This window comes from Cupriavidus sp. TMH.W2, from assembly GCF_050847365.1.
In the GTDB taxonomy this organism is placed as follows: domain Bacteria; phylum Pseudomonadota; class Gammaproteobacteria; order Burkholderiales; family Burkholderiaceae; genus Cupriavidus.
Genome location: NZ_CP193793.1, coordinates 250,907 through 276,537, shown reverse-complemented (window position 1 = coordinate 276,537; position 25,631 = coordinate 250,907). Strand labels below are relative to the sequence as shown.

The 25,631-nt window shown below is 66.2% G+C and carries 27 protein-coding genes and 1 pseudogene; 5 read left to right on the top strand and 23 right to left on the bottom strand.

Going from position 1 to position 25,631, the window contains the following annotated elements:
- Window position 1: 1 nt before the first annotated feature.
- From ACREYQ_RS18890 to flgB, 8 genes are all read right to left on the bottom strand, one after another.
- Window positions 2-1,171: a flagellar basal body P-ring protein FlgI gene (locus ACREYQ_RS18890; RefSeq protein WP_432261721.1), complete on the bottom strand. Its 1,170-nt coding sequence runs from the start codon at window positions 1,169-1,171 to the stop codon at window positions 2-4.
- The gene (gene flgH, locus ACREYQ_RS18885; RefSeq protein WP_432261720.1) at window positions 1,155-1,868 is read right to left on the bottom strand and encodes a flagellar basal body L-ring protein FlgH; all 714 of its coding nucleotides are present in this window, start codon (window positions 1,866-1,868) and stop codon (window positions 1,155-1,157) included. The genes ACREYQ_RS18890 and flgH overlap by 17 nt, the downstream gene beginning before the upstream one ends.
- Entirely contained in the window at window positions 1,865-2,650 is a 786-nt protein-coding gene (gene flgG / locus ACREYQ_RS18880; protein ID WP_432261719.1) for a flagellar basal-body rod protein FlgG, read from the bottom strand. The genes flgH and flgG overlap by 4 nt, the downstream gene beginning before the upstream one ends.
- 32 nt (window positions 2,651-2,682) lie before the next feature.
- Window positions 2,683-3,426, bottom strand: coding sequence for a flagellar basal-body rod protein FlgF (gene flgF, locus ACREYQ_RS18875; RefSeq protein WP_432261718.1), 744 nt, complete (start codon window positions 3,424-3,426; stop codon window positions 2,683-2,685).
- A gap of 26 nt (window positions 3,427-3,452) precedes the next feature.
- Window positions 3,453-4,703, bottom strand: coding sequence for a flagellar hook protein FlgE (gene flgE, locus ACREYQ_RS18870; RefSeq protein ID WP_432261717.1), 1,251 nt, complete (start codon window positions 4,701-4,703; stop codon window positions 3,453-3,455).
- Window positions 4,704-4,769: 66 nt separating this feature from the next.
- Window positions 4,770-5,444: a flagellar hook assembly protein FlgD gene (gene flgD, locus ACREYQ_RS18865; protein WP_432261716.1), complete on the bottom strand. Its 675-nt coding sequence runs from the start codon at window positions 5,442-5,444 to the stop codon at window positions 4,770-4,772.
- A 27-nt stretch (window positions 5,445-5,471) separates the two neighbouring features.
- On the bottom strand, window positions 5,472-5,879 hold the full coding sequence (gene flgC / locus ACREYQ_RS18860) for a flagellar basal body rod protein FlgC (protein WP_432261715.1): 408 nt from the start codon (window positions 5,877-5,879) through the stop codon (window positions 5,472-5,474).
- Window positions 5,880-5,886: 7 nt separating this feature from the next.
- Window positions 5,887-6,294, bottom strand: a complete 408-nt coding sequence (gene flgB, locus ACREYQ_RS18855; protein ID WP_432261714.1) for a flagellar basal body rod protein FlgB — start codon at window positions 6,292-6,294, stop codon at window positions 5,887-5,889.
- Window positions 6,295-6,563: 269 nt separating this feature from the next.
- Between flgB and flgA the strand changes: the two genes are divergently transcribed.
- The 5 genes from flgA (at window position 6,564) to ACREYQ_RS18830 (ending at window position 9,919) form a co-directional block, all read left to right on the top strand.
- A complete protein-coding gene (gene flgA, locus ACREYQ_RS18850) occupies window positions 6,564-7,373 on the top strand; it encodes a flagellar basal body P-ring formation chaperone FlgA (RefSeq protein WP_432261713.1) in 810 nt (269 codons plus the stop codon).
- Between the two features lie 163 nt (window positions 7,374-7,536).
- Window positions 7,537-7,839, top strand: a complete 303-nt coding sequence (flgM, locus tag ACREYQ_RS18845) for a flagellar biosynthesis anti-sigma factor FlgM (RefSeq protein ID WP_432261712.1) — start codon at window positions 7,537-7,539, stop codon at window positions 7,837-7,839.
- Between the two features lie 5 nt (window positions 7,840-7,844).
- Complete coding sequence (locus tag ACREYQ_RS18840; protein WP_432261711.1) at window positions 7,845-8,306, top strand: flagellar protein FlgN; 462 nt, start codon at window positions 7,845-7,847, stop codon at window positions 8,304-8,306.
- A 138-nt stretch (window positions 8,307-8,444) separates the two neighbouring features.
- Window positions 8,445-9,050 (top strand): type IV toxin-antitoxin system AbiEi family antitoxin domain-containing protein, encoded by a 606-nt coding sequence (locus ACREYQ_RS18835; protein WP_432261710.1) that lies wholly within the window; start codon window positions 8,445-8,447, stop codon window positions 9,048-9,050.
- The gene (locus ACREYQ_RS18830; protein WP_432261709.1) at window positions 9,047-9,919 is read left to right on the top strand and encodes a nucleotidyl transferase AbiEii/AbiGii toxin family protein; all 873 of its coding nucleotides are present in this window, start codon (window positions 9,047-9,049) and stop codon (window positions 9,917-9,919) included. The genes ACREYQ_RS18835 and ACREYQ_RS18830 overlap by 4 nt, the downstream gene beginning before the upstream one ends.
- 18 nt (window positions 9,920-9,937) lie before the next feature.
- On the opposite strand, the gene ACREYQ_RS18825 is transcribed toward ACREYQ_RS18830, so the two are convergent.
- The 15 genes and pseudogenes from ACREYQ_RS18825 to ACREYQ_RS18755 form a co-directional block, all read right to left on the bottom strand.
- On the bottom strand, window positions 9,938-10,375 hold the full coding sequence (locus tag ACREYQ_RS18825) for a flagellar protein FlhE (protein WP_432261708.1): 438 nt from the start codon (window positions 10,373-10,375) through the stop codon (window positions 9,938-9,940).
- Window positions 10,375-11,091, bottom strand: coding sequence for an RNA polymerase sigma factor FliA (locus ACREYQ_RS18820; protein WP_432261707.1), 717 nt, complete (start codon window positions 11,089-11,091; stop codon window positions 10,375-10,377). The genes ACREYQ_RS18825 and ACREYQ_RS18820 overlap by 1 nt, the downstream gene beginning before the upstream one ends.
- 98 nt (window positions 11,092-11,189) lie before the next feature.
- Window positions 11,190-11,978, bottom strand: coding sequence for a MinD/ParA family ATP-binding protein (locus tag ACREYQ_RS18815; RefSeq protein WP_432262593.1), 789 nt, complete (start codon window positions 11,976-11,978; stop codon window positions 11,190-11,192).
- Between the two features lie 11 nt (window positions 11,979-11,989).
- Window positions 11,990-14,329 (bottom strand): flagellar biosynthesis protein FlhF, encoded by a 2,340-nt coding sequence (gene flhF / locus ACREYQ_RS18810; RefSeq protein WP_432261706.1) that lies wholly within the window; start codon window positions 14,327-14,329, stop codon window positions 11,990-11,992.
- Window positions 14,330-14,339: 10 nt separating this feature from the next.
- Complete coding sequence (gene flhA / locus ACREYQ_RS18805; RefSeq protein ID WP_432261705.1) at window positions 14,340-16,421, bottom strand: flagellar biosynthesis protein FlhA; 2,082 nt, start codon at window positions 16,419-16,421, stop codon at window positions 14,340-14,342.
- Window positions 16,418-17,560 (bottom strand): flagellar biosynthesis protein FlhB, encoded by a 1,143-nt coding sequence (gene flhB, locus ACREYQ_RS18800; RefSeq protein WP_432261704.1) that lies wholly within the window; start codon window positions 17,558-17,560, stop codon window positions 16,418-16,420. The genes flhA and flhB overlap by 4 nt, the downstream gene beginning before the upstream one ends.
- 184 nt (window positions 17,561-17,744) lie before the next feature.
- Window positions 17,745-18,803 carry a DMT family transporter gene (locus ACREYQ_RS18795; protein WP_432261703.1) on the bottom strand — a complete coding sequence of 353 codons (1,059 nt, stop codon included), beginning with the start codon at window positions 18,801-18,803 and terminating at the stop codon, window positions 17,745-17,747.
- A 121-nt stretch (window positions 18,804-18,924) separates the two neighbouring features.
- The gene (locus tag ACREYQ_RS18790) at window positions 18,925-19,386 is read right to left on the bottom strand and encodes a chromate resistance protein ChrB domain-containing protein (protein WP_432262592.1); all 462 of its coding nucleotides are present in this window, start codon (window positions 19,384-19,386) and stop codon (window positions 18,925-18,927) included.
- 89 nt (window positions 19,387-19,475) lie between these two features.
- Window positions 19,476-20,681 (bottom strand): chromate transporter, encoded by a 1,206-nt coding sequence (locus ACREYQ_RS18785; protein ID WP_432261702.1) that lies wholly within the window; start codon window positions 20,679-20,681, stop codon window positions 19,476-19,478.
- Between the two features lie 16 nt (window positions 20,682-20,697).
- Window positions 20,698-21,663 (bottom strand): chromate resistance protein ChrB domain-containing protein, encoded by a 966-nt coding sequence (locus tag ACREYQ_RS18780; protein ID WP_432261701.1) that lies wholly within the window; start codon window positions 21,661-21,663, stop codon window positions 20,698-20,700.
- A gap of 165 nt (window positions 21,664-21,828) precedes the next feature.
- Window positions 21,829-21,951: pseudogene (locus ACREYQ_RS18775) on the bottom strand (protein phosphatase CheZ); the annotation flags it as partial.
- Between the two features lie 299 nt (window positions 21,952-22,250).
- Window positions 22,251-22,613, bottom strand: a complete 363-nt coding sequence (locus ACREYQ_RS18770) for a RidA family protein (RefSeq protein WP_432261700.1) — start codon at window positions 22,611-22,613, stop codon at window positions 22,251-22,253.
- 27 nt (window positions 22,614-22,640) lie between these two features.
- Window positions 22,641-23,888 (bottom strand): NAD(P)/FAD-dependent oxidoreductase, encoded by a 1,248-nt coding sequence (locus ACREYQ_RS18765; RefSeq protein WP_432262591.1) that lies wholly within the window; start codon window positions 23,886-23,888, stop codon window positions 22,641-22,643.
- Window positions 23,889-24,023: 135 nt separating this feature from the next.
- The gene (locus tag ACREYQ_RS18760; RefSeq protein WP_432262590.1) at window positions 24,024-24,794 is read right to left on the bottom strand and encodes an ABC transporter ATP-binding protein; all 771 of its coding nucleotides are present in this window, start codon (window positions 24,792-24,794) and stop codon (window positions 24,024-24,026) included.
- A 23-nt stretch (window positions 24,795-24,817) separates the two neighbouring features.
- Window positions 24,818-25,624, bottom strand: coding sequence for an ABC transporter permease (locus ACREYQ_RS18755; RefSeq protein ID WP_432261699.1), 807 nt, complete (start codon window positions 25,622-25,624; stop codon window positions 24,818-24,820).
- Between the last annotated feature and the right edge of the window lie 7 nt (window positions 25,625-25,631).

The window sequence follows — 25,631 nt, the reverse complement described above, 5'->3', positions numbered from 1 at the left end:
CTCAGATCACTTCCAGCTCGGCGCGCAGCGCCCCGGCCGCGCGCATGGCTTCCAGGATGGTCTGCAGGTCGGCCGGGGTTGCGCCCAGCGCATTCAGCCCCTTGACCACGGCGGCCAGCGAGGCGCCCGCCTTGACGATCTGCAGCGAGCCGCCCTGTTGCTTCATGTCGATCTGCGACACCGGCGCCACCACGGTCTGCCCGCCGCTGAACGGCGCGGGCTGGCTGATCACGGGCTGCGTGTTGATCACCACCGACAGGTTGCCGTGCGCCACCGCGCAGTCTTCCACGGTCACGGCCTGGTTCATCACGATGGAACCGGTGCGGGCGTTCAGGATCACCTTGGCGGCGGCCTTGGCCGGGGTCACGTCGATGTTCTCGATGCGGGCCAGGAAGCCCACCCGCGCGCCCGCCGACGCCGGCGCGCGCACCTGCACCACGCGGCCATCCAGCGCCGCGGCAACACCGCCGCCCATGGCGCGGTTGATGGCCTCCACCACGCGCTCGGCGGTGCCGAAATCGGTGTCCTTCAGTTCCAGGTTGAGCACGCCGCCATCGGGCTGGAACGGCGCCACGGCGCGCTCCACGATGGCGCCATTGGCGATGCGGCCCACTGCCAGCTGGTTGATCTGCACCTTGCTGCCGTTGGCCGATGCGCCCGCGCCGCCCACCAGCATATTGCCCTGGGCGATGGCATAGACCTGGCCGTCGGCCCCCTTGAGCGGGGTCATCAGCAGCGTGCCGCCGCGCAGGCTCTTGGCATTGCCCATCGATGACACCACGATGTCGAGCTGGCTGCCGGGCTGCGCGAACGCGGGCAGCGAAGCGGTCACCATCACCGCCGCCACGTTCTTGAGCTGCATGTTCTTGCCGGCCGGCAATGTGATCCCCAGCTGCGAGAGCATATTGGTCAGGCTCTGCGTGGTGAACGGCGTCTGCATGGTCTGGTCGCCGGTATTGTCCAGGCCCACCACCAGGCCGTAGCCCACCAGCGGGTTCTCGCGCACGCCCTGGAAGGTGGCCAGGTTCTTCAGGCGCTCGGCCTTGGCGACAGTGGCAAAGGCGCCGAAGGCCACGCCAAGCGCCAGGCTGATCACGCTCAGGCGCAGCAGGCGGGACAGGAAACGGGCGAGCATGGGAGCAGACATGGCGCGGTCAGAACGGAGAAACATTGAGGAAGAAGCGCTGCAGCCAGCCCATGTTCTGCGCTTCGTCGATCACGCCCTTGGCGGTGTATTCGATGCGCGCGTCGGCCACCTGCGTCGACAGCACGGCGTTGTCGCCGGTGATCGTGCGCGGGTTGACCACGCCGGAGAAGCGGATGAACTCCGCACCCTGGTTGATGGCCATCTGCTTTTCGCCGGAGACCACCAGGTTGCCGTTGGTCAGCACCTCCAGCACCGTGACGGTGATGGTGCCGTTGAAGGTATTGGCCGCGCTGGCGCCGCCGCTGGCCTTCATGGTGTTGGCGCCGTTGATGTTGGCGTTCTGGCTGCTGCCGAACAGGCCGCCAAGCGCGCGCGGCACGGCATCGAACGCCAGCGCGGCGTTGCCGGTGCGGCTGGTGTTGGTGCCGGAATTCTTGGTGGCGTTGACGTTCTCGGTGATCAGGATCGTCAGGATATCGCCCACATTGCGCGGACGCCGGTCCTCGAACAGCGGGTTGCCGGCGTACGATGACTGGTAGATCGAGCCCGAGGCGGGCCCCATCGGCCGCGGCTCCGCGCGCGCGGTGGTGGGCAATTGCACCAGCGGCTCGCGCGGCACCAGCGCGCAGCCGCCGGTGGCCAGCACGGCAAGGCCAGCCAGACAATGCAGCGCGAGCGCCCCGAAGCGGGACAGCGAGGCGGCCAAGTTCACTTCGTTCATCCCATCTGCGACAGGCGCTGCAGCATCTGGTCGGAGGTCTGCACTGCCTTGCTGTTGATTTCGTAGGCGCGCTGGGTCTGGATCATGCTCACCAGCTCTTCCACCACGTTCACATTGGATGCTTCCACATAGTTCTGCTGCAGCGTGCCAGCGCCGTTCAGGCCGGGCACCGTGGTATTGGGCGCGCCCGAGGCATCGGTCTGCACGTATAGGTTCTCGCCCATGCTCTGCAGGCCGGCCGGGTTCATGAAGGTGGCAAGCTGGAGCTGGCCGACCTGCACGTTGTTGCTGGAACCGGGTTGCGTCACCGACACCGTGCCGTCGCGGGCAATGGTCAGCGACAGCGTGTTGGCGGGGATGGTGACGGCGGGCTGGACCACGAAGCCGCTCGACGTGACCAGCTGGCCGTTCTGGTCCACCTGGAAGGAACCGTCGCGCGTGTAGGCGGTGGTGCCGTCAGGCAGCGCCACCTGGAAGAAGCCCTGGCCAAGGATGGCCACGTCCTTCGAGTTGCCGGTCTGCTGGGGATTGCCTTGCGTGTGGATGCGCTCGGTCGCAACCGGACGCACGCCGGTGCCCAGCTGCATGCCTGACGGCAGCGTAGTCTGGTCCGAAGACAGCGCGCCGGGCTGGCGGATGGTCTGGTACATCAGGTCCTCGAACACCGCGCGTCCACGCTTGAAGCCGTTGGTGGAGACGTTGGCGAGGTTGTTCGAGATCACGTCCATCTGCGTCTGCTGCGCATCGAGGCCGGTCTTGGCAATCCAGAGTGAGCGGATCATGGGGTCCTTGCTAGTTCGTTCGTTCAGTCGGGTCAGTTGGTCGAGAGCAGCTGGTTGGCGCGCTGCTCGTTGCCGTCCGTGCCCTGGATCATCTTCATCTGCATCTCGAAGCGGCGGGCATTGGCGATCATGTCGACCATGGCTTCGGTCGGATTGACGTTGCTGCCTTCCAGCGCGCCCGAGACCACGCGCACGGCGGGATCGGCGGCCAGCGGCTGCGCGCCGGGGCGCAGCCGGAACAGGCCGTCATCCCCGCGCGCGATGGCGTCGTTGGGCGGATTCACCACGCGCAGCTTGCCCACCTGGGCCAGGCCCGCGGAAGCTTCACCCGGGCCGCGCGCGGTGATGGTGCCGTCGCTGCCGATGGTCACCTGCGAGCCCGGCGGCACCGAGAGCGGGCCGCCGTCGCCCATCACCGGCAGGCCGGAGAGGGTCTGCACCTGCCCGTCCTGCGCCACCTGCAGGGCGCCGGCACGGGTATAAGCCTCGCTGCCGTCCGGCGCCTGCACCACCAGCCAGCCGTTGCCCTGCAGGGCCACGTCCAGCGCGCGGCCGGTGTAGGTCAGCGGACCCGCGCGCATGTCCGCGCCCGGCGTGGACGCCAGCGTGAAGGCGCGCGTGGGCGACTCCTGGCCGGTCACCGGCACCGCGCGGTACAGGTTGATCTGCGCGCGGAAGCCCGGCGTCGACACATTGGCGAGGTTGTTCGATACCGCCGCTTGCTGGTCGAGTATCTGCTTGGCGCCCGACAGGGCGGTGTAGATCATGCGGTCCATGGCGGCGGCTCAGCTCAGCGCAGGCATTACAGGTTGACCAGGGTCTGCATGACCGTGTCCTGCGCCTTGATGGTCTGCGCATTGGCCTGGTAGTTGCGCTGCGCGACGATCAGGTTCACCAGCTGGCCCGACAGGTCGACGTTGGACGCTTCCACCGCGTTGGAGCGCAGCGTGCCCATGCTGCCTCCGGCCGTGCCCAGCAGCGCCTGGCCCGACGCGCCGGTGGCCGACCACACGTTGTCGCCTTCCGGCTTCAGGCCCTCGACGTTGCCGAAGGCGGCCATCACGATCTGGCCCAGCGGCTTGGTCTGTTCGTTGGAATAGCTGCCGGTGATGGTGCCCTTCGAATCCACCGAGAAGCCCAGCAAGCTGCCCGAGGTGTAGCCGTTCTGGCTCAGCTGTTTGACGTCGTTGTCGGCACCGAACTGCGTGGTGCCGGTCAGGTCCAGTTTCATCGCCATGGGCTGGGCGCCGTTGGCGGCCGGCTGGGTCAGCGTGATGGCGCCGGCAGCCGGCGACTGCAGCGCGCCAGCGTTGTCGAAGGCCATGGCGACCGGCGCACCGCCCACCACGTTGCCGCTGGCGTCGGTCACGTACATGTTCCAGTCAGTGCCGCCCGCTACCGTCGGATGGACCGGAACGGCCGGAGCGGGAGCATTGGCCACCTTGGCGAAGTACGCCGTCAGCTGCTGCTTGTTGCCCAGCGAATCATAGACGTTGATCGCCGTGCTGTAGTTGAACATATTGCTGGTCGGCGGCGTGCCCGGCACGCTGGCGAAGGCCGTGGGCGGCACCGTGCTGCGCGAATCCAGCTGGAACTTGGCGGTGATGGTGCTGGTGGCCTGCGGCGCCATCTGCGCATTGCTGATCACCAGCGGCTGCGGCTGCACGCCGGCGCCGCCGGCCACGCCCGGCGGATAGCCGGTCACCTGCAGGCCCTGCATATTGGTGATGCGGCCATCTTCCTGGCGCTGGAACTGGCCGTTGCGCGAGTAGTAGACCGCGCCGTCCGGGCTGGTCATGCGGAAGAAGCCGTTGCCGTTGGTGATGGCAACGTCCAGCGAACGGCCGGAGGCTTCGATATTGCCCTGGTTGAACGACTGCACCACCGAGTTCACGCGCGTGCCCAGGCCGATCTTGGTGCCGGCGTAGACATCCGCGAACTGCGCGGTGGATTGCTTGAAGCCAACCGTGTTGGCGTTGGCAATATTGTTGCCAATCACGTCCAGATTGGACGCTGCGGCGTTAAGGCCGCTGACCCCTTGACCGAAACCCATGGTTTTTTCCTCTGACTAGCTGTTGTACATGCAGGCCCGTGCACACCGGCGCGGGTGACGCAGTGGTTAGAGAATGCGGCGGACGTCATCCACGCCCGCGCTCTGGCCGTTGCCGATATCGACCAGCACGCCGTTCGAGTCGCCGCTGATGCTCTGCACCTTGCCGTAGACCAGCGCAACCGGCTGCACCGAGGTGCCGTTGGCGGTGGCGTTGACCTTGAAGGTGTAGTCGCCGTCGGCAACGGCCACGCCGGCGTCGTTCTTGCCGTCCCAGGCGATGTCGTGCACGCCGGCCACCTGGCCTTTCATGTCGATGGTGCGCACCACGTTGCCGTCCTTGTCGATCACGCTCACTGTCACCGCGTCCGCGGTCGAAGGCAGGTCCAGCCCGAAGCCGCCGGCCACGCCGTCCTTCAATGCCACGTGGGAACCCGGCACCATCACCGTGCGGCCGATCAGCGCGGCGGAATCCATCGCGCGGCTTGCGCTCACCTGGCCCAGCAGCTGGTTGAGCGTGGTGTTCATGGTCTGCATGCTGCTCACCGTGCTGATCTGCGCCAGCTGCGAAGTGAGCTGGGAGTTGTCCATCGGGTTGAGCGGATCCTGGTTGTTCATCTGCGTCACAAGCATCTTGAGGAAGTTGTTCTGCAGGTCGGCGGCGCTGGCGCTGCCGCTCTTGAGGGCATCGTTGATGCCCTGCGTGCCCTGGGTATTGCTGCTGACTGAAGTGGTGGAGGTCATATCGCTATCCGGCGGTTCCGTTTGTCATCACTGACCGATCGTCAGCGTCTTGAGCATCATGGTCTTGGCGGTGTTGAGCACCTCCACGTTGGCCTGGTACGAGCGCGAGGCCGAGATCATGTTGACCATCTCCTCCACCGGATTCACGTTGGGCATCATCACGTAGCCCTCGGCATTGGCCAGCGGATGCGTGGGGTTGTGCACCATGCGCGGCGGCGACGGGTCTTCCATCACGCCTTCGACCTGCACGCCGCCCAGGTCGCTCTGGCCGGGCGTGGGCGCCAGGCCGAAGATCACCTGCTTGGCGCGGTAGGCCTGCCCGTTGGGGCTCACGATGCTGTCCGCGTTGGCCAGGTTGGACGCGGTCACGTTCATCCGCTGCGACTGCGCCGCCATGGCGGAACCGGCGACGTCGAAGATATTCATGGCTGGCATGCTGGCCTCATTGCTGGATTGCGGCCAGCATGGTCTTGATCTTGGCGCTCATCACCGCAAGGCCGGATTCGAAATGCACCGTGTTGTCGGCAAAGGCCACGCGTTCAGTGTTCATTTCCACGGTGTTGCCGTCCACGCTGGACTGCAGCGGGATGCGGTAGGCCAGGTCGAATTCCTCGCGGCCCGGCGCCTGCGCGGGCATGTGGCGCGCCGAGGTGGTGGACAGCGACACGCCTTCATTGCGATGGCCGCGCTCGACGCTCTGCGCCAGCGTGCTGGAGAAATCAAAGTCGCGCGCCTTGTAGCCGGGCGTGTCCGCGTGCGCGATGTTGGAGGCAATCACCGACTGCCGCTGGTTGCGCAGGCTCAACGCTTCCTGCTGGAAACGTAGCGCCGCGTCGAGTCTGTCAATCATCTGGCATCTCCCTGCTCACGAAAACGCTCACGAGATCGCTCACAGAAGCGGAGCGAACGACCTTCTTCAGGGTTGGCATCTTAGGCGGGGACCTGTCACGCCAATCGGATGAATAGGGACGGGAAATCCATGTATTTCGGGCCGCCCGCGCGCGAGGGCCTGCCTACAATGGGACCCCGATGACAGATGTAAACGGGGCGCGCAGCCAGTCACGGGGCGGTGCGCCAGGCATGCCCTGCATGCCGTCCCGTCCTTGCCGGGAAGTCCAGATGAAACCGAATCGCCGCACCGCCCGCAGCCTGGCGCACGCCCTGCTGGGCGTCTGCCTGCTTGGCCCGGCCGCCGCCGGTGCCGCGCCGGCGCAGGTCATGCCCGTCGCCATGCAGGCGCCGGCCGCGCACGGCCAGCAGCAGGCGGCTTATGCTGCCAACCCCGCCGCCAGTCCCGCTGCGGCCGCCAGCCCCTTTGCCGAAGACCCCGCGCGCGTGGCGGTCGAACGCTTCCTGCTGCAGCAGACCGCCGGCCTGCCGGGCAAGGTCAGCGTGCAGGTCGCGCCGCCGTCGGGCGGCCGCGCGCCCGAATGCGTCGCGCCCGACCCGTTCCTGCCCGCCGGCGCTTCGCCGTGGGGGCGCGTCTCGGTCGGCGTGCGCTGCGGCGGCGAGCGGCCCTGGGTGCGCTACATGCAGGCGCGCGTAGCGGTGCTGACCGACTATTACGTGGCTGCGCGCGCGCTGGGCCCGGGCGAGCCGGTCGGTCAGGCGGATATTGAAGTGCGTCAGGGCGACCTGGGCATGCTGCCGCGTGCGGTGGTCACCGACCCGGCCCAGCTTGCCGGCGCGGTCACCGTCAACCGGATCGCCGCCGGCTCGCCGCTGCGCAGCGACCTGCTGCGCAAGGCCATCGCCGTGCGCCAGGGCCAGACCGTCACCGTGGCCGTGGAAGGCGAGGCCTTCCAGATCACCAGCGAGGGCAAGGTGCTGGCCGACGCCGCCACCGGCAACACCGTGCAGGTGCGCCTGCGCAGCGGCCAGGTGGTCAACGGACTGGTGCGCAGCGGCGACACCGTCGTGCTGCAATAGTCCTGCGCCAAGTGCTGTAATCATGGCCAGAAAGTCTGGAAATCCGGGGCAACCGGCGTGCGAAAATGCCGCCGAAGCCGCCGCGCGGCGAATCCGGGCCTGGCGCCCTAAAGAATTCGCCGGCGCGTCCGTAATGCCATAGGAAACCAGCAAGGAACGCCCCGTGAAGATCAACCACTCCACCTCGTCCCGGCCCGCCGACGCCGCGGCCCGGCCCCAGGCCGCGCCGGCCGCATCGGCCGATACGGCCGCGCCGGCCGCCGGCCTGAGCGTCAGCCCGCTGGCCGCCCAGGTGCGCGACATCAGCGCCCGCCTGGTCCAGCCCACCGACGACGATATCGATACCGCCAAGGTCGAAGAGATCCGCCAGGCCATCGCCGAAGGCAAGATCAGGATCGACCCGGGCAAGATTGCCGACGGCCTGCTCGCCACCCTGCGCGAGCTTGGCCAGGCCGACCCCAGATAGCCATCATGAGCCAGAGCCTGATCCAGTCCCTGCAGCGCGAAACCGAAGGCATCCAGGCCTTCGGCCAACTCCTCGCCGAAGAGCGCGACGCCCTCAAGCGGGGCGACTTCCAGTCCCTGAGCGGACTGCTGACGCGCAAGGTCGAACTGGGCCAGACCCTGTCCCGCCAACTCAAGGCCCGCGAAGCCCAGATGGGCGCGCTCGGCCTGCGCGCCGGCCCCGAAGGCCAGCTGCTTGGCCGCCAGGTCGACCCGGCCGTGGCCGACGCCTGGCGCCAGCTGGTCTTCGCCGCCCGCACCGCGCGCGACGGCAACGCCCTGAATGGCGCCGTCGTCAACGCCCACCTCGATTTCACCCGCGAAGCCATCCAGGCGCTGCGCCAGCATAGCGGTGGTGATGCGGGGTTGTATGGGAAGGATGGGAAGGCGGCGGCTGGGGTGGGTGGGGTGAGCCTGGCGGCGGGTTGAGCATGTTCTGACGGCCGGCTTTCTTCGCAAGCGACGTTTTGAGCATGCCGGAAGTCCCCCGACGCCAGTCACAAAAATGTTCCATTTTTTCGTCACTTACTTGAAACTGACGAAAAAACGGAACATACTTTGGGCATCATGCCGCCCAACACCCAAGCCCAACGCGTCCTCGACCTGATCTCCAGGAAAGGCATGCTGCGACCTGGTGATCTCGACAATATCGAGGTCCCACGGATAGTCCTGACCCGCATGGTCGGCGCCGGCCTGCTCGAGAAAGTCGATCGTGGCATCTACCGGCTTCCCAATAATCCGGGTTCAGAGCACGAGAGCCTGATCGCCATTGCCACCAGGGCACCCCAGGCTGTCTTCTGCGTGCTGACAGCGCTTCAGTTCCACGGACTGACCACCCAACTGCCGCGCGAAATCTGGATTGCGATGCCGCGAGGCAGTCATGTACCAAGGATCGAGTTCCCACCGATCAAGATGATCCAGGTTGCCGAAGATGCCTATTCCGCAGGGATTGAGGTGATCGAACGCGATGGTGTGCCCCTGCGGATCTACAGCGCCGCCAGGACAGTGGCCGATTGCTTCAAGCATCGCAACAAGGTAGGGCTGGACGTCGCACTGGAAGCGCTTAAAGATGCGCGGGCACAACGGAAGGCATCCGCTGACGACCTCTGGCGCTATGCCAAGATTTGCCGCGTCGCCAACGTCATGCGCCCCTATCTTGAACTGGTCGAATGAGCAACGATCTCGCTGCGTCGGTTCGGGCACGCCTGTTGAACATTGCAAAATCGCAAGGGGTGGACTTCAACCAGGTGCTGGTGCGTTTTGCTCTTGAACGCATGCTTTATCGGCTATGCCAGTCGCCACATGCCGAGCACTTCGTGCTGAAAGGTGCCCTGCTGTTCACGCTCTGGTATGACATGCCGCACCGCGCTACCCGCGATGCCGACATGCTTGGATTCGGGACGAGCGATCTGGCGTCGATCGCCAAGACCTTCCGCGACATTGTCTGTGTCCATGTCGATGATGGCATCACATTCGATCCGGCATCGGTCGCCACCGAGGAAATCCGCAAGGATGCGGGATACGCCGGCGCACGCGTCGTGCTCACCGGCGAGCTCGCCCGGGCAAGATGCAGGGTCCAGGTCGATATCGGGTTCGGCGATGCCGTGACGCCGGGACCCGTGGACGCCACCTACCCCGTCCTGCTCAATGATTTGCCAGCCCCGCGGTTGCGCACATACCCGGTCTATACCGTCGTTTCCGAAAAGCTGCATGCCATTGCATTGCTGGGCATGGCGAACAGCCGTCTGAAGGACTATTTCGACCTGGCGATTTTGCTGGACCGCGAAATCCTGGATGCGGAGATGTTGGCCACTGCAGTCGCGGCAACCTTCGCAAGGCGCGGCATGACTGTCCCCGCTTCACTGCCGGTGGGCCTTACCGACGAATTCGCCACGGACCCGTCGCGGCAGGCGGTGTGGCATGCGTTTCTCAGGAAGAACGAACTCACATGGCAGGCGCTGCCAGGCACCGTTGCAGCGTTGCGAACGATCCTGGAGCCTGTGCTGTTTCGCGCCAACGCACTGACAGATCATCGGCGCTGACCACGCCGGCCTCCGACCCTACCTGAACCCCACCACCACCTCATTGCTGCGCCCCTGCAACACCGGCACCAGGCTGCCCTGCCCCGGCACCCGGAACGCGAACACGAAGCCCTTGGTGGCGTCATCCCCAACGAACGCATCGGTCTTGCCTTCGGCCTCCAGCAGCAGCACGCAGCGCCGGGCGTTGCAGAGATAGGCTTGCAGCTCCGCCGGTGGGGTCCTGGCGAAGCTGTAGCGCCAGCGCACCGAGGTAATGACCCCTTCTGACTGCGGCAGGACGCTGGCGGGCAGGATCGGCGGCGACACCGCGCGCTGGCCGCGGCCGTACAGGGCCGGCCCGTTGACCGAGCCGGTCCACGCGTGGCGGGTGCCGGCGTCGAACGCCGCCCAGGCGCAGGCCGATACTGCCACCAGCATCCAGCAGGCGCCCTGTGCGGCGCGGCCCGCCCTGCGCATCACAGCAAGCCGCGCAACTGGTTGCGCAGCCGGGTAATCGCCTGGCCGCGGATCTGGCACACGCGCGACTCGGTCACATCGAGCACCGCGCCAATCTCGCGCAGGTTCAGCTCCTGGTCGTAGCACAGCGACAGCACCAGCTTCTCGCGCTCGGGCAGCCGCTCGATGGCGCGGATCAGCGCCTCGCGCATGCCGCTTTCCATCAGCACGGTCAGCGGGTTGCCGTCATCGCTGCCGCCGAGGTGGCGGTCCAGGAAGTCTTCTTCGCCGGAGCGCTCGAAATCCTCGTAGTGCAGCAGCTGGCAGCCATAGACCTCGTTGAGCAGCAGCTGGTATTCGTCCAGCGGCATCTCCATGGCCTCGGCCACCTCGGAATCGATCGGCGTGCGCCCGAGCTTCTGCTCCAGGTTGCGCTGCGTGCGTTCGATGCGGCGGGTGAACTGGCGCAGGCTGCGCGACTGCCAGTCGTTGGCACGCACCTCGTCCAGCATGGCGCCGCGGATGCGCTGGCTGGCGTAGGTCTCGAAGCGCGCGCCATGGGTGTCTTCATAGCGCTTGGCGGCGTCGAGCAGGCCGATCATGCCGGCCTGGATCAGGTCGTCGATCTGCACGCTGGCGGGCAGCCTGGCGGCCAGTTGCAGCGCGATGCGGCGCACCAGTTGCGCGTGCGCCTTGACCACGTCGGCCTGTTCGAGCTTTCCCTGGATCGTGTACATGGTGCAATTCTCGTGAATGCTGGATTGCTGGTCCGGCACGCCTTGCGGCGGCCGGCTGGCTCAGGGTGCAGTTCGGTAAGTTGGCATGGCTGGCAGGCTCAGGCCATCGCGGGGGTTGCGGCCGGCGCAGCGGCATCGGCACGCAGCGGCCAGGCGCCGATGCCGCCGGCGGTGCGGCGCAGTGCCGTGGTGGCCGGCGCCGCCGGAAACGCCTCGACCACGCAGCGGCCCAGCTGCACGCCGCGCGCCACCAGCGGGTCGCACGGCAGCCAGCCCGCGCACAGCACCTCGACGCCGAGATACTGGCTGGCGGTGCGCGCCAGGTTGCGCAGGATCGCCTGCACCGTGGCCTCGCTGGCCGCCATGTTGACGATCAGGTGGAACTGGCGCCAGGCATACAGGTGGTGCAGGCGCTTGATGCAGGCGTAGGCATCGGTGATCGACGCCAGCTCCTGCCGCATCACCACCAGCACGTTGTGCGCACCACCCGCAAGCGGCGACAGCACGCCGTCGGCATCGATGGCGGCATCCACCACCACGCTGCGAAAGCCACCCGCGGCCGGCAAGGTGTTTCCCGGCACGGGCCGGCCTGCCGGCAGCACCGACAGCACGCCACCCGGGCCAGTGCCGGCAGCAGCTTCCAGCGACAGGCGGCCTGCGTTGACACCGGCCAGCGTGCCGGCGGGCCTGGTGCCGGACAGCCGCGTGGCGCGCGCCGCGGCGGCGTCTTCATCGACCAGCAGCACGCGCTCGCCCTGCATGGCCAGCGCGTTCGACAAACCCAGGGCCACGGTAGTCGCGCCGGCACCGCATTCGCTGGCGACCACCGCGATACGGCGTGTCGTGCGCGGCGCCAGCATCCGGCGCAGGCTCTCGGCCTGGTCCATGGCGAGGCCGCTCACGGCAGCACCTCCATCGCTGCAGCCGGCACGGCAGCGCCGCGGCCCGGATAGTTTTCCAGCACGTCGAGCAGCGCCAGCACGCGGCCCATGCCCTCGTTGAGCACCGGGCCCGGCACCGGCACGCCCTCGCGCACCGTGCGGCCGGCCAGGCGCGCGAGGAAGGCGGGCGCGGCCGCGGTCGGCGCGTGTTCCAGGCGCAGCACCGACAATCCGAGCTGCAGCGCGGCCAGGGCGGCGCCGGCGGCGTGGCCGCTTTCAGCGTCCTGGGCGAAGTGGTCGATGGCGTGGCGCAGCGTGCGCAGGCGCGCATCGGCCGCGTCGGTCCACAGGGCCCAGCGCGCCACCTGCGCGGCATCCTGCGTCAGCGCCGGATCGCACAGCAGGTAACGGGTATCGAGCAGTTCACCGGTGGCGCGGTCGGCCAGGCGGGCCACCACCAGGCAGGCGTCGATGCCGCCTTCTGGCGTGCCCTTGCCGCGCACCGGGCTGTCCGGCACGCGCACGTCGACGCTGGCCAGCCAGCGCACGGCGTCACGCTCGCGCACGGTGTCCTCGCCCACGGCATGGAAGGTCAGCGTATCGGCCAGTGCATCGAGCTTCCAGGCGGCGCCGGCGCTGACCACGCGCGCGGTCTTGCGCGCGCCGGCCGCCCAGCGCTCGCCGGCCTGCTGCCAGCGCGCCAGCGTGGCGGCGGCGGGCACGGCGTCAAGCAGGTTGACCACCTTGCGCGCGGCGCTCATGGCGGCGCGCAGGTTGGCGGCATCGGATTCGGCTTCGCCCAGCGGCTGGCCCGCATAGTGACCCCGGCCGGCCGGGGTCACGGTGGCGGCCAGCGGCATGCCGTTGCGGTCGGCCAGCCACAGCGTATGCTGCATCGGCTGCGGCGCGCGGCGCCCGGGCACAGCCACTTGCAGCGTGGCGGCGACGGCGAGCACATACTGCTCGCACTGGCCGGTCACGTCGCGGCAGACCGCTTCACGCACCTGCTGCGACATGGCGCGCAGGGCCGGGGCGCCGGCGCTGCGCTGTTGCCACAGCGAGCGGGCCAGGTCAAAACCCAGGCCCGCGCCATTCAGCTCGGACACGCACTGGCTCAGCGCGTCGGCGCTGTCGGTCAGCGAGCGCAGCACCTCGTCGGCGCCGCCACGCGCGGGCGCCTCGTCATCAGCGCCGGCGGCGCGCCGGCGCGCGGCGTCGGCATCGGCAAACACCGAACCGCGGCGCGGCGTCAGGAAGGCGCGCTCGACCAGCGTGGTGCCGTTGGCCAGCTCAAGATGCTCGGGCACGCGCTGGCCGGTGGAGGCGTAGAACACCGGCAGGCGGTGGCGGATCACCACGTCCAGCACCGAGCCCAGGTGGGTGGCTTCATCCAGCTTGCTGATGATGCAGCCGTCGATGCCGCCGCCGTCAGGCGCGGCGTCATGGCGGTAGGCGTGCACCACCTCATTGAGGGTATCGCCGTGGCTGGCGCCGTTGAGCAGCAGCACGCGCTGCACCGGCGCGGGCACGCCGGCCAGCATGGCGATCTGTTCCGACAGGCTGCGGTCGCGCTGGCTCATGCCGACGGTGTCGATGATCACCAGGTGCTTGTCCTTCATCGCCGCCAGCGCGAAGCGCAGGTCGGCGGCGTCCTTCACCGCATGCACCGGCACGCCCAGGATGTCGCCGTAGATGCGCAGCTGCTCATGGGCGCCGATACGGAAGCTGTCGGTGGTCAGCAGCGCCAGCTTGTCGGCACCGTGGCGCAGCACGAAGCGCGCCGCCAGCTTGGCCGTGGTGGTGGTCTTGCCCACGCCGGTGGGACCCACCAGCGCCAGCACGCCGCCTTGCGCAAAGAGGCTGTTCTCGTCGCCCAGCACCGGCAGCTTGCTGGCCAGCTCGGCGCGGATCCAGCCCATGGCCGCGGGGCGGTCGTAGCCCAGCGGCAACCGCGCCAGCAGCGTGCGCGCCAGCTGTCCGGAAAAGCCGGCGCCGACCATCCATTCAAACAGCGATTCGCGCAGCGGGTCGCTGGCGGCCACGCCGTGCGCTGCTGCGCTGGCAACCACGCCAGGGGCAGGATTGATCCCGGCCAGCTGGCGCTCGATCATCGCGCGCATCGATTGCAGCTCGCCGCGCAGGTCGCCGATGGCGGCGGGATCGACCGCCGGCGCGGACGGCACGTAGACCTGCGCCGTGGCCTGCACGCTGCCCAGATCCGTATCGCGCATGGCGACGATCTCCACGCCACCCTCGACGGTGCGGTTGGACAGCACCACCGCGTCCGGGCCCATGGCTTCGCGCACCTGGCGCATGGCTTCGCGGCCATTGGCCGCGACAAACTTGGCTACGCTCATCTTTGACTCCTCACGCGCCGATCATGGCGGTGATGCGGATATTGCGGTTGTCCGGGACCTCGGCATGCGACAGCACCCTCAGCTGCGGCATGGTGCGCCGCAGGAAGCGCGCCATCAGCGGGCGCAGCTGCGACGGCACCAGCAGCACCGGGTCCATGCCCATCTGCTCCTGGCGCGTGACCGCGCCCTGGGTCTGCTGCAGCAGCGCATCGGCCAGGCCCGGCTCGATCCCGCCGCCGTTGGTCAGCGCCTGCGACAGCACGCGCTCCAGGCCGGCATCGAGGCCGATCACCTGCAGGTCGGCGTTGTTCGGGAACAGCTGCTGCGTGATCGCGCGGCCCAGCGCCACGCGCACCATCGCCGTCAGCTCGTTCGGGTCGCTGATCTTGGGCGCATGCTCGGCCACCACATCCAGGATGGTGCGCATGTCGCGGATGGGCACGCCTTCGTCCAGCAGGTTCTGCAGGATCTTCTGCAGCGCGGTCAGCGAAATGGTCTTCGGCACCAGGTCCTCGGTCAGCTTGGGCGAGTCCTTGGCGATGCGGTCCAGCAGCGCCTGCACTTCCTGGCGGCCCAGCAGCTCGGCGGCGTGCATGTGGATCACGTGGTTCAGGTGCGTGGCCACCACCGTGCTGGCATCGACCACGGTATAGCCGAAGGACTGCGCCTGCTCCTTGATGCCCGCGTCGATCCACACCGCCGGCAGACCGAAGGCGGGATCGCGCGTGGCCGCGCCCGGCAGCGTGCCGCTGACCTGGCCGGGGTTGATTGCCATCCACTGGCCCGGCATGGCTTCGCCGCGGCCGATCTCCACGCCCTTGAGCGTGATGCGGTAGGCGTTGGGCTTGAGCTCCAGGTTGTCGCGGATATGCACCACCGGCACCAGGAAGCCGATCTCCTGCGCCACCTTCTTGCGGATGCTCTTGATGCGGCCCAGCAGCTCGCCGTCCTGCGCGCGGTCCACCAGCGTGATCAGGCGGTAGCCCACTTCCATGCCGAGCGGGTCGACCAGCGTGACATCGTCCCAGCTGGCTTCGGTGGATTCCGGCGCCACCGCCGGGGTGCGCTCCTCGCGCTGCCTGACTTGCGCCTGCGTGGCCGCGCGGCGCGACATATAGCGGCCCATCCACACCAGCACGCCTGCCAGCAGCAGGAAGGCAAAATGCGGCATGCCCGGGATGATGCCCATCATGCCGATGATGCCCGCGGTCAGGTACAGCACGCGCGGGTTGGCAAAGAGCTGGCCGGTGAGCTGCTCGCCCACGTCCTGCTCGTTCGACACCCGCGATACGATCACGCCCGCCGCGGTGGAGATCACCAGCGCCGGGATCTGCGCCACCAGGCCGTCGCCGATGGTCAGCAGCGTGTAGTTGTGCACGGCGGTGCCAAAGTCCAGGTCGTGCTGCATCATGCCCACCACCATGCCGGCGGCGACGTTGATGAACATGATCAGCAGGCCCGCCACGGCATCGCCGCGCACGAACTTGCTGGCACCGTCCATGGCGCCGTAGAAGTCGGATTCCTGCGCCACTTCGGCGCGGCGCTTCTTGGCGCCCTCTTCGTTGATCAGGCCCGCGTTCAGGTCGGCATCGATCGCCATCTGCTTGCCGGGCATCGAATCCAGCATGAAGCGCGCGCCGACTTCGGCAATACGGCCGGCGCCCTTGGTAATCACCATGAAGTTGATCACCACCAGGATCGCGAACACCACGATGCCCACGGCGAAGTTGCCGCCCACCAGGAAGTGGCCGAAGGCCTCCACCACCTTGCCCGCGGCGTCCGGCCCGGTATGGCCTTCGAGCAGCACCACGCGCGTGGACGCGACGTTGAGCGACAGGCGCAGCAGCGTGGTGAACAGCAGCACCGCCGGGAAGGCGGCAAAGTCCAGCGCCTTCTGCGTGTACATGCTGACCAGCAGCACCATGATCGCCAGCGCGATATTGAAGGTGAACAGCAGGTCCAGCACAAAGGCCGGCAGCGGCAGGATCATCATCCCGAGGATCATGATGATCAGCAGCGGCCCGGTCATGGCCTTCAGCTGGCCGGCGGCGCGCAGGCCGGGCAGGTTGAACAGGTTGCTCAGAGCGTTCATTCGCGCATTTCCGGTACGGCGAGTTCATCGGGCACCGGCAGGTCGGCGGGCGCCTGCGGCTGCGGGCCCTGCGAGTAGTGCCAGTGCTTCAGTTGATAGACCCAGGCCAGCACTTCGGCCACGGCGGTATACAGTCCGGCGGGGATTTCCTGGCCCAGCTCCACGTGGCGGTGCAGCGCGCGCGCCAGCGGCGGCGCCGACATCAGCGGCACGCGGTGCTCGGCGGCCAGCGCGCGGATGCGGACGGCGATATCGCCGGTGCCCTTGGCCACCACGCGCGGCGCACCCATGCGCCCTTCCTCATAGCGCAGCGCCACCGCAAAGTGGGTCGGGTTGGTCACCACCACGTCGGCCTTGGGCACCTCGGTCATCATGCGGCGGCGCGCCATGGCGCGCTGCTGCTGGCGGATGCGGTTCTTGATATGGGGGTCGCCCTCGTTCTCCTTGAACTCCTGCTTGACCTCTTCCTTGGTCATGCGCAGCTTCTTGAAGAACTCCCAGTACTGCCACGGCACGTCGATGGCCGCCACCACCAGCAGCGACAACGACACCACCAGGCAGCAGTGCAGCACCAGGTCGACCATATGCAGCAGCGCCTCCTGCACCGGCGCATTCATCAGCGCGATGGCCTCCGGCAGGCGCTTCCACAGTACCCAGGCGCCCACGCTGCCCACCAGCAGCGACTTGGCCACGGCCTTGAGCAGCTCCACCAGCGAATGCGCGGAGAACATCCGGCCCAGCCCCGCCAGCGGCGACAGGCGCGAGAACTGCGGCGCGAACGACTTGGTCGAGAACACCCAGCCGCCCAGCGGCAGCGGCGCGGCCAGCGCGGCCACGCCGAACAGCAGCAGCAGGGGCAGGAAGGCGAGCAGGCTGTCCCACACCATCAGGCCGAAGCGCGACAGCATGCGCGAGGGATCGAATGCCGTCGCCGGCTCGAAGCGCAGCGCGCCCTGCATCACCTGGTTCAGGCTGCGGCCCAGCTGGCCGCCCAGCGTCCACAGGCCGGTGACGCCGGCGATCAGCATGACGAACGTGGCCAGCTCGCGCGAACGCACCACCTGCCCCTCCTCGCGCGCCTTTTCCAGGCGCCGGGGTGAGGCGGGTTCGGTTTTCTCGAGGTCGCTTTCTTCGGACATCCACGCTCCGTGCGAAGCGGCAGGCCGCTATTCGTCAGCAGGGATTATCGAAGCGGGACAGCCTTCCCATTCATGGGAAAAGGCGGGGGAATTGGGTGTTGTTCAGGAAATGGGGGGTGCCTGGGGGGTTAACGGCGGGGGGGTTGGGAGACTTTAGGGGGAATCTCCCGCCAGAGTCCCGGGGTTAGTGCGAATGCCGGTGGTGAATGTCAGGGTAGTGCGGGAGCTCGTGAACCAGGGGTTGATGCACGTGGGCATGGACATGCGGCTCTTTGCCATCCCAAGGGAAATCATGCGTGTGTTGATGATGCTCGTCGTGACGGTGTGGATGCGTGTGCTCCGTCGCCTCATGCGTATGCTCGTGTTCGTGCCGCTCGCGCAGGTGAAGCCACACGCCAAGCGCCATAAGCACCGCGGCGAGCCAGAACAGAATGCCCGGCATCTCAGGCCACAGGGCAAACGAAATCACGACGCCAAAGAGTGGCGCCACAGAGAAATACGCTCCCGTTCGTGCCGTCCCGAGATGACGAAGCGCAATCACAAAGAGCGCCAGGCTGACACCGTAGCCGACGAAGCCGACCACCATTGCCCAGATCAATGGCAGTGCGGCGGGCAGCGCATTACCTGCCGCCATTGCGAGCCCTGTATTGCATGTCCCGGCGACCAGGCCCTTCAGGCAGGCAATCATTACCGCGTCATTTGACGACACCTTTCGGGTGAGATTATTGTCGATTGCCCAGCATGCGCAGGCGGCTACAATCAGCAATGCCCCAGGGGACAATGCTGCCGCGTTTGGTTGCCAGGAAAGTAGTGCGCCCCCTGCAACAATGGCGACCATGCCGAGCACAATCTGCCGGTCGGCATTTTCCTTGAACACAACCCAGGCGATGAGCGCCGTGAACACGCCCTCGACATTCAACAGGAGCGAGGCTGCCGCCGCGCCTGTCGTTGCGAGGGCAGTCAATAGAAGTGCCGGACCAGCCACGCCGCCGGCGAGGATCGCGCCAAGCAGCCAAGGGATTTCGCGTCGCGGGATTGACGAGGCGGCAGGAGCGGGATCTCCCGTTCTCGCAATCAGCCGCCTGGCGAGCAGCACGGCCGTCAAGCCAAGGCCACTTCCCAGGTACAGGAGGCCTGCAAGAAGAATCGGTGGAATCGCACCAGTCAAAGTCTTGGCCAAGGGTGTGCTTGCGCCGAACAGCAGCGCAGCAGCCAAGGCGGGAGCAGCGGATCGGATGGACATGTCGCCTGTCGCTTGCAGGAGCACCCCCGTTATTGTCGCGCATCCGGACGCGCTCGGCGTGCAGACACGTGCGCAGCGCTGGTATGAACAGGGGCCGATTCAAACGCTTACTCCCCAGCGTTCATTCCGGCATCCTGGGTGGCCACCGATGCGTTTCCGCCTGGCAGCTTTGACACCACGCATACAGCGCGTCGTACATCACCATGCCATGTTCGAGCATTTCATGGTCATCGGCGAAGACGTGGGACAAGCCGAGGGAGATCGCGTAGAGCCCGCCTGACTGAGGGGTCAGGTCCAGTCGTGAGGTATCCGCGCCGCGCACGATGCCGGCCACCAGCTGCAGGGCGGCGTCGCCGCCAAGATCGTACTTGCCGAGGAAGGCATCGAAGCTGCACAAGTCGCCGACATGCGACAGCTCGACGCCGGGAATGTCATACGGAATCGCACCGGTCTCGCCGGCAATGCGCAAGACATCGCCAGTGGGCACGTACAGGAATTCCGGCCGCTCATCGATGAACCGGGCAACCAGCCATGGGCAAGCGATCCGGTCGATCTTGGGACGCTCGCGCGTAATCCATTTCATCATTCGCTCCGTGATGGTTAACCTGGCAGGCTGGCCGGATCGCATGCCAGCGGCTTCATTTGACAGGCCATGGGTTTTCCTCCCGCAACTCAATGGTGCAACAACGGATACGCGGCCAGCCCGATCAAGGCGGCACCGACAACGATCACGGGCTCCGACAGCTTCTTGAACTTCAGCAGCAATGCGACGGTGACCAGCGCCAGCAGCGCTGTGGGAATATCGACAATCGAGCGCTTGGCCAGCACGATGACCGCGCCGGTGATGGCGCCGACCGCGGCCGCCGTGACGCCATCCACGAAGGCCAGGATCGCGGGCAGCTTGCCGTACTTCTTGAAGTACGGCGCCGGCAGAATGGTGAACAGGTAGCACGGCAGGAAGGTACCGGCCGCCGCCACGCAGGCACCAGGCAGACCGGCGACCAGGTAGCCGATGAATCCAACGGTGATGACCACCGGCCCAGGCGTGATCATGGCGACCGCGACCGCATCGACAAACTGCTTGTCGTTCAACCAATGGTGTTCGGTCACCACGCCACCGTAGAGGAAGGGAACGATGGCCAGGCCCGAGCCGAAGACAAAGGCACCGGCCTTGGCGAAGAAGACGCCGATCTGCGCCAGCAGCGGCCAGTCAATCGTGCTCAGCATGCCGCTTGCCGCCGGCAGAGGTGTTGCCGCCAGTGCGCTCACCTTGCCCTGGCGTAGCCATTTGGGTGGCGCGCGCCAGAACCACACCAGGACACCGCCCGCAAGGAACAGCCACGCCACTTCCGACTCGGTGATCACTGTCACGGCAGCGAGGACCAGATAGACAAACCAGAGCAGCTTGTCTTTGCCCACGCTCTTGTTAGTGAGCTTGTAGGCGCTGATTGCGATGATGCCGATCACGGCGGCACCCACGCCGTAGAACACCGACTGCATCCAGGTCAGTCCACCGAAGCGCACATAGGCCCAGCCAAGCGCCACCACCATCAGGAACGACGGCAGCACAAAGGCGATGCCGACGAGCGTTGCGCCCAGGATGCGGTAATGCACGTAGCCGAGATAGATGGCCAGTTGCGCTGCCAGCGGTCCGGGCGCCAGTTGCGCCAGCGCGAGGCCTTCCTTGTAGTCGCCGTCGGTGATCCAGCGCCGCGCCTCGACCAGGTCGCGATGCATATAGCCGGCCAGGGCCACCGGGCCACCGAAGCCGAGGGTGCCAAGCCGCAGGAAGTACAGAACGATTTGCCACAGCGTGTAGGCCGGGCGTTCGTGGGATGAGGGCGGCGGTGCCGTATCAGCTGGTTGGGGCGAGTTCATTGACTTTTTGGTTGAGTTAACTTGACTTCCGGCCGCTGGAGAAATGCGTGTAGAGAGAATCCAGGACGCCTCCGATCTCATCGAGGAGCGCATCGTCATCGGCCAACCGCTTGCGCGCGCCAGCGAGAACGGCTTCGAATCCGCCGGCCTCGGGAACCGTCGAGCCGCCCACGTCCAGCGCATGGACCATCGCGCCGAGCCGGGACAATCCGTGGTTGTCGTCAAGGCCAAAGCCCGCGAGCAGCACCTCGAACGACACGCGGCCGTCGACATGCGTGAAGGTTGCGCCGTCGAAGTCGAAGCCAAGCGCATCCGGCGGACAGTCCGTCAGGCTTTCCAGCCACAGGAAACGGGCGTGCGGATCGATGAACCGCTGGATCAGCCAGGCGCAAGCGACGCGGTCGACCCACAAGTGGCGGCGAGTCGCCCACAGGCGGCCTTGATATTGGGCAGGGTCGCGCCGGGGAATGCTGCCAGCGGCGGCACGCGGTTCGCCGGGTGACAAAATGGCCTCGATCGCACCAGAAAAATCTCGCCATTGAGCTTCCGCCCGGATGGACGCCTCATTGGGGAAGAAATCGATCTTGCGAATGGCCTCATAGGCTCGGCTATGGCGCCGATACAGTCGATTGAGCTCGGTCGTGGCAAGCCCGGTCAACGTCTTGCGTGCCTCCGACAGTTCGGCCAGCCACTCGGTGTAGTCTGCAGTGCGATCGAACAAGGCCTGGTAGGCGGTCATGTCGTCCACCCCCTGAGCCTGGACGCGTAGTAGCCAGGCCTTGCCGTCTTCCTGCTGCGTTTCGTCGGCCAGCTCACGCAATTGTGCGGCTTGCTCCGCATTTTCAGGCAGAAGATAGGCGCCGTCACGCAAGGCCGCGCAGCCGAGCGCCTTGACCGCACGCCAGATGCGCATGCGCGCGGTGGCGCCGGCCGTCGGCAGGCTGACGATCAGCAGAAGCCAGGCGTTGGTTTTGGTAGTCATGACGGCAGCATAGGGTGCCGTACGGACTACTGCAACGTTGTAGAGATCGCTACAGGCGGAGGCTTATGCATGCCCTGGGCATGATGAAGCAAGATCCGCGGTTCAACTGGGCAGGACCGCCAAAGAAGAAACGTTTCACCGGTTGCCGCGAGGGTAGCGACGGACCTGCTCGGACGGGACATTGTCGATCAACACCTGCAGCAACTCCTGCTCCAGCGCGCGGATCATGTCCATCATCTGCTTGATGACCTGGCCGGTCAGGTCCTGGAAGTCCTGCGCCATCATGATGAGAGGTGTAGCGAACCCGACCGGCCATTTAGATCGATATGACGAATGTCCGAGAGGGGTCGGTCAGAGGCTGTTGTGGGCTGGCGGTGGACTGTCGGCCGCGTTCGGCCATCTAAGGACAACCACTCATGACGGCACTCGGACATTCAAACATCGGCACCGCACCAATAAGCCGCCCTTCGCGAGCAGCTTTTTCGAATGCATACGCAGATCGGTAGAAACCCACTATTCGGTCTGCAGCTATAAGAAATGCGCTCGGCCCAGGGGAACCAAGCGCGTCGTGCAATTGGCCGCAGCGATCAATCGCGATTCGTTCGCGCTGCGGTGACAACCACTTCAATCAACTTCTCCGCCGACGCTAAGGGTGCGCCGACAGTAGCCCTCGGAGGCGTATGACCTGGCACGACCCACGCGTCCCACACCTCGTTCATGGCGGCGATCTGTGATATGTCAGACAAATAAATCTGGCAGAACAGAATGTTCGCCTTGTCCGATCCATGCTCGGTCAGTAATGCGTCGACAGATGCCAGCACTTGTCGGGTCTGCCCTGCCATGTCCTGCGTGACGTCGCCTGCCACCTGTCCGGCGAGATACAGGACACCTTGATGCGATGCGGCCTGCGACAACCGCTTTCCAATGTGACTACGTTGAATGTCAGACATTTTGATCCTTGCAATGATAGGCAAATTTCAACGCTCCGTACCTGCGAGCGCTGCCTGGTACTTGATGGCAGATACGACACCAATGCGGCGGAAAGGCTCTGGTGGAAGCCAACTAGGCTGTTCGAGGCTGAGTGCGTCGCTCAGGTATGAGGAGTCGGCACCCACCGCCATCTCGCCAAGCAGCTTGCCGAACATGCTGCCCTTAAGCACGCCGGCACCGTTGCAGCCCAGCGATGCGTAGAGTCCCGGCTGGAGTTGGCCGAAAAAGCTCGCGCCGTTGCGCGTAAGCGCGGTCGTACCGCCCCACACGTACTCGAACTGGTGGGATTTCATGTTTGGATAGCGGCGCTTGTAGCAATCGGTCAGGAGTGCCAGCGTCTTGTCGGCAGTCTGCTCGCGCTCGTACGAGTAGGCGCTGCGGACCATGAAGCGACCGCCCTGAATGCGCCGCAGCGTAGTTCCCAGTCGGTTCGCCGGTATTACGCCCCATTCCGGGGAATCGCCGAGCTTTGCCAGTTCCGACTCGGCCAGGCGTGGCGTGACCGCGGCGTACGTGAAGATCGTGATCAGCCGGTCGCGCAAAGCACCGAGCGCCTTGGCGAAGCCATTGTTTGCTAGGATCACGCGGTCGGCGACAAAGGTGCCGCGGGCAGTGATGATGCGAAACGGCGTGGCCTCCGACAAGGAGATAACGGGCTCGTTTTCCACGATAGTAACGTTGGGCGGTAATGCATCGGCCAGGCCACGGATCAGTGCCGCAGGCTGGACGAAGACGTTGTTCGGCGAGTGATAGCCGTACTTGTAGTACCCGGTGCCCAGCTTCTGTTGCAGTCCATCGCTGTCGAATTCCGTATAGGAAATGCCCCACTCGCGATATTGGTCCAGTACCTTGCGCAAGTTCTGAACGCCGGCGTCGCTGGCGGCGGCGTGGTACTTTCCAACTGGATTCCAGCCGCAATCGATGCCATTCTCACGTACCAGGTGCTCGAGCCAGCGAAGGCCCGCGTCATACATCCGGATCTGCTTGCGTGCCACCTCCAGCGGACTGGTGTGCCCCCCCATCTTTGTGTTGTGGGGAAGGTCAATGATGAAACCGGAATTCCGCCCGGAAGAACCCTCGCCGATTGTGGAAGCTTCCAGTATCAGCACTTCCTCCGCAGGACGTAGTTCCGCAATGCGCCGGGCCGCAGCCAGGCCGGTGTAGCCGCCGCCAATGACGACGGTGCCGAAGCGGGTGCCACGCGGCATCGGCTTCACGGGCCGCTCCGGCAGCATGGCGTTCCAGCCGGAGCGCTGCTGATACGTCGGATAGGTCGGATTTCCGGCAAAAGCCGGGCCAGCGCCTGCGGGAAGATTGCCCGCGGCGGTCAGTGATTGCTTGTTCATGGTCTTGTTGGGCGGTGCCTAGCCTCAGTGGGCGGCCGGCGTGCCGAGGGCCTTCATGACTTCTGCCTGTACCGTGTTCCAGATCTGCGACTTCAACTCGTTGAAGCGCGGCGAGAGCTGCACCGCGGCGTCGCGTGGCAGCGGCAGGTCGTTCTCGATATCGCACACCACGCGTCCGGGCCGCGCGCCCATGATGACCATGCGCGTCGACAGCATCAGCGCCTCGTCGATCGAGTGCGTGATGAACACGATGGTCTTGCCGCTCTTCTGGTATATCTGCAGCAGCTCTTCCTGCAGGACCTGGCGCGTCATGGCATCCAGCGCCGCGAACGGCTCGTCGAGCAGGATGACATCGGGGTCGTTCGCCAGCACACGCGCAATGGAAACACGCTGCCGCATACCGCCGGAAAGCGCCTTGGGATAGTGTCCGGCGAAGTCCTTCAGACCGACCATCTCGATGTAGCGCCGTGCCACCGCGCGGCGCTCGACGGCCCCCATGCCCTTCATCTTCAGGCCGAAGGCGACATTGTCGAGCACCGTGAGCCAGGGAAAGAGCGCGTATTGCTGGAACACCATGCCGCAGTGCGGGTCGACATCCGTCACCTGTCTGCCGTTGACCACGACGCGGCCGGTGGTCGGCTGCTCGAACCCGGCTATCATGTTCAGCATAGTGGACTTGCCGCAGCCCGAGGCACCCAGGATGACCAGGAACTCGCCCTTGCGCACCCGCAGGTGCACGCCGTCCAGCGCCTTGAAGTCGCCAAAGGACTTCGTGACATGTTCGATGGAGATCATCGGTTGGCTCGCGTCTGCCATGCTTACTTCTGCCATTTCAGGATCCTCGATTCAAGCTTGCGGGACACCACATCGATCAGCAGCACGGTGATGCTGATCATGGCCATGCCGAGCATGACGGCATCGGTCTGGAAGAACTCCTTGCCGTTCATGATGAGAAAACCCAGGCCCTCCTTGGCTGCCACCAGTTCGGCGGAGATGACACAAGTCCACGACAGGCCAAGGATGACCTTGAACCCCGAGATGATCTGCGCAAGGCTGCCTGGCAGGATGACTTCGCGCATGACCTGCCACCTGTTCGCGCCAAGGTTGCGCGCGGCACGGACCAGCAGTGGGTCGATACTGCGCGTGGCGTCCATCACGTACAGCAGCGCCGGGGCGAAGGTGCCCATGAAGACGATGCTGTATTTCTGCGTCTCGGTAATGCCGAACCAGAGCAGCGACAGCGGAATCCAGCTCATGGAAGGCAGCGGCCGCAGGAACGACAGGATGGGGTCGAACGCGGCGCGCGCACGCGGCGAAGTGCCAAGGAAGATGCCCAGCGGCACGGCGATCAGCGCGGCGCAGAGGAAGCCGACCATCACGCGCCGCGTGGAGGCAAGCACGTGTCCGAGCAGAGTTCCCTCGGCAAACATCTTCATGCCGAGTTCCAGGATCTGGCTGGGGGCGGGCAGGAAGATCGAGTCGATCAGCTCCATCCGGCAGGCCGTCTCCCACACCAGCAGGAGGGCGATGACCGAAGCGATGCTGACGGGAAGCAGACGCGCCGAGGCGCGGCGGCCCTTTGCCGGTTGGACTATCGGAGGAGAGGAAGGTACGGACTGTGACATGACAGTT

Excerpts from the sequence above, each read along its gene's own strand:
- flgG (WP_432261719.1), bottom strand. The coding sequence starts at position 2,650 with ATGATCCGCTCACTCTGGATTGCCAAGACCGGCCTCGATGCGCAGCAG.
- flgE (WP_432261717.1), bottom strand. The coding sequence starts at position 4,703 with ATGGGTTTCGGTCAAGGGGTCAGCGGCCTTAACGCCGCAGCGTCCAAT.
- ACREYQ_RS18795 (WP_432261703.1), bottom strand. The coding sequence starts at position 18,803 with ATGTCCATCCGATCCGCTGCTCCCGCCTTGGCTGCTGCGCTGCTGTTC.
- ACREYQ_RS18790 (WP_432262592.1), bottom strand. The coding sequence starts at position 19,386 with ATGAAATGGATTACGCGCGAGCGTCCCAAGATCGACCGGATCGCTTGC.
- ACREYQ_RS18830 (WP_432261709.1), top strand. The coding sequence starts at position 9,047 with ATGAGCAACGATCTCGCTGCGTCGGTTCGGGCACGCCTGTTGAACATT.
- flgD (WP_432261716.1), bottom strand. The coding sequence starts at position 5,444 with ATGACCTCCACCACTTCAGTCAGCAGCAATACCCAGGGCACGCAGGGC.
- flgH (WP_432261720.1), bottom strand. The coding sequence starts at position 1,868 with ATGAACGAAGTGAACTTGGCCGCCTCGCTGTCCCGCTTCGGGGCGCTC.
- ACREYQ_RS18765 (WP_432262591.1), bottom strand. The coding sequence starts at position 23,888 with ATGCTGCCGGAGCGGCCCGTGAAGCCGATGCCGCGTGGCACCCGCTTC.
- ACREYQ_RS18835 (WP_432261710.1), top strand. The coding sequence starts at position 8,445 with ATGCCGCCCAACACCCAAGCCCAACGCGTCCTCGACCTGATCTCCAGG.
- flgF (WP_432261718.1), bottom strand. The coding sequence starts at position 3,426 with ATGGACCGCATGATCTACACCGCCCTGTCGGGCGCCAAGCAGATACTC.
- ACREYQ_RS18840 (WP_432261711.1), top strand. The coding sequence starts at position 7,845 with ATGAGCCAGAGCCTGATCCAGTCCCTGCAGCGCGAAACCGAAGGCATC.
- flgC (WP_432261715.1), bottom strand. The coding sequence starts at position 5,879 with ATGCCAGCCATGAATATCTTCGACGTCGCCGGTTCCGCCATGGCGGCG.
- ACREYQ_RS18815 (WP_432262593.1), bottom strand. The coding sequence starts at position 11,978 with ATGGACCAGGCCGAGAGCCTGCGCCGGATGCTGGCGCCGCGCACGACA.
- flgB (WP_432261714.1), bottom strand. The coding sequence starts at position 6,294 with ATGATTGACAGACTCGACGCGGCGCTACGTTTCCAGCAGGAAGCGTTG.
- flgA (WP_432261713.1), top strand. The coding sequence starts at position 6,564 with ATGAAACCGAATCGCCGCACCGCCCGCAGCCTGGCGCACGCCCTGCTG.
- ACREYQ_RS18755 (WP_432261699.1), bottom strand. The coding sequence starts at position 25,624 with ATGTCACAGTCCGTACCTTCCTCTCCTCCGATAGTCCAACCGGCAAAG.
- ACREYQ_RS18785 (WP_432261702.1), bottom strand. The coding sequence starts at position 20,681 with ATGAACTCGCCCCAACCAGCTGATACGGCACCGCCGCCCTCATCCCAC.
- ACREYQ_RS18770 (WP_432261700.1), bottom strand. The coding sequence starts at position 22,613 with ATGTCTGACATTCAACGTAGTCACATTGGAAAGCGGTTGTCGCAGGCC.
- ACREYQ_RS18780 (WP_432261701.1), bottom strand. The coding sequence starts at position 21,663 with ATGACTACCAAAACCAACGCCTGGCTTCTGCTGATCGTCAGCCTGCCG.
- flhB (WP_432261704.1), bottom strand. The coding sequence starts at position 17,560 with ATGTCCGAAGAAAGCGACCTCGAGAAAACCGAACCCGCCTCACCCCGG.
- ACREYQ_RS18890 (WP_432261721.1), bottom strand. The coding sequence starts at position 1,171 with ATGTTTCTCCGTTCTGACCGCGCCATGTCTGCTCCCATGCTCGCCCGT.
- ACREYQ_RS18760 (WP_432262590.1), bottom strand. The coding sequence starts at position 24,794 with ATGATCTCCATCGAACATGTCACGAAGTCCTTTGGCGACTTCAAGGCG.
- flhA (WP_432261705.1), bottom strand. The coding sequence starts at position 16,421 with ATGAACGCTCTGAGCAACCTGTTCAACCTGCCCGGCCTGCGCGCCGCC.
- ACREYQ_RS18820 (WP_432261707.1), bottom strand. The coding sequence starts at position 11,091 with ATGTACACGATCCAGGGAAAGCTCGAACAGGCCGACGTGGTCAAGGCG.
- ACREYQ_RS18825 (WP_432261708.1), bottom strand. The coding sequence starts at position 10,375 with ATGCGCAGGGCGGGCCGCGCCGCACAGGGCGCCTGCTGGATGCTGGTG.
- flhF (WP_432261706.1), bottom strand. The coding sequence starts at position 14,329 with ATGAGCGTAGCCAAGTTTGTCGCGGCCAATGGCCGCGAAGCCATGCGC.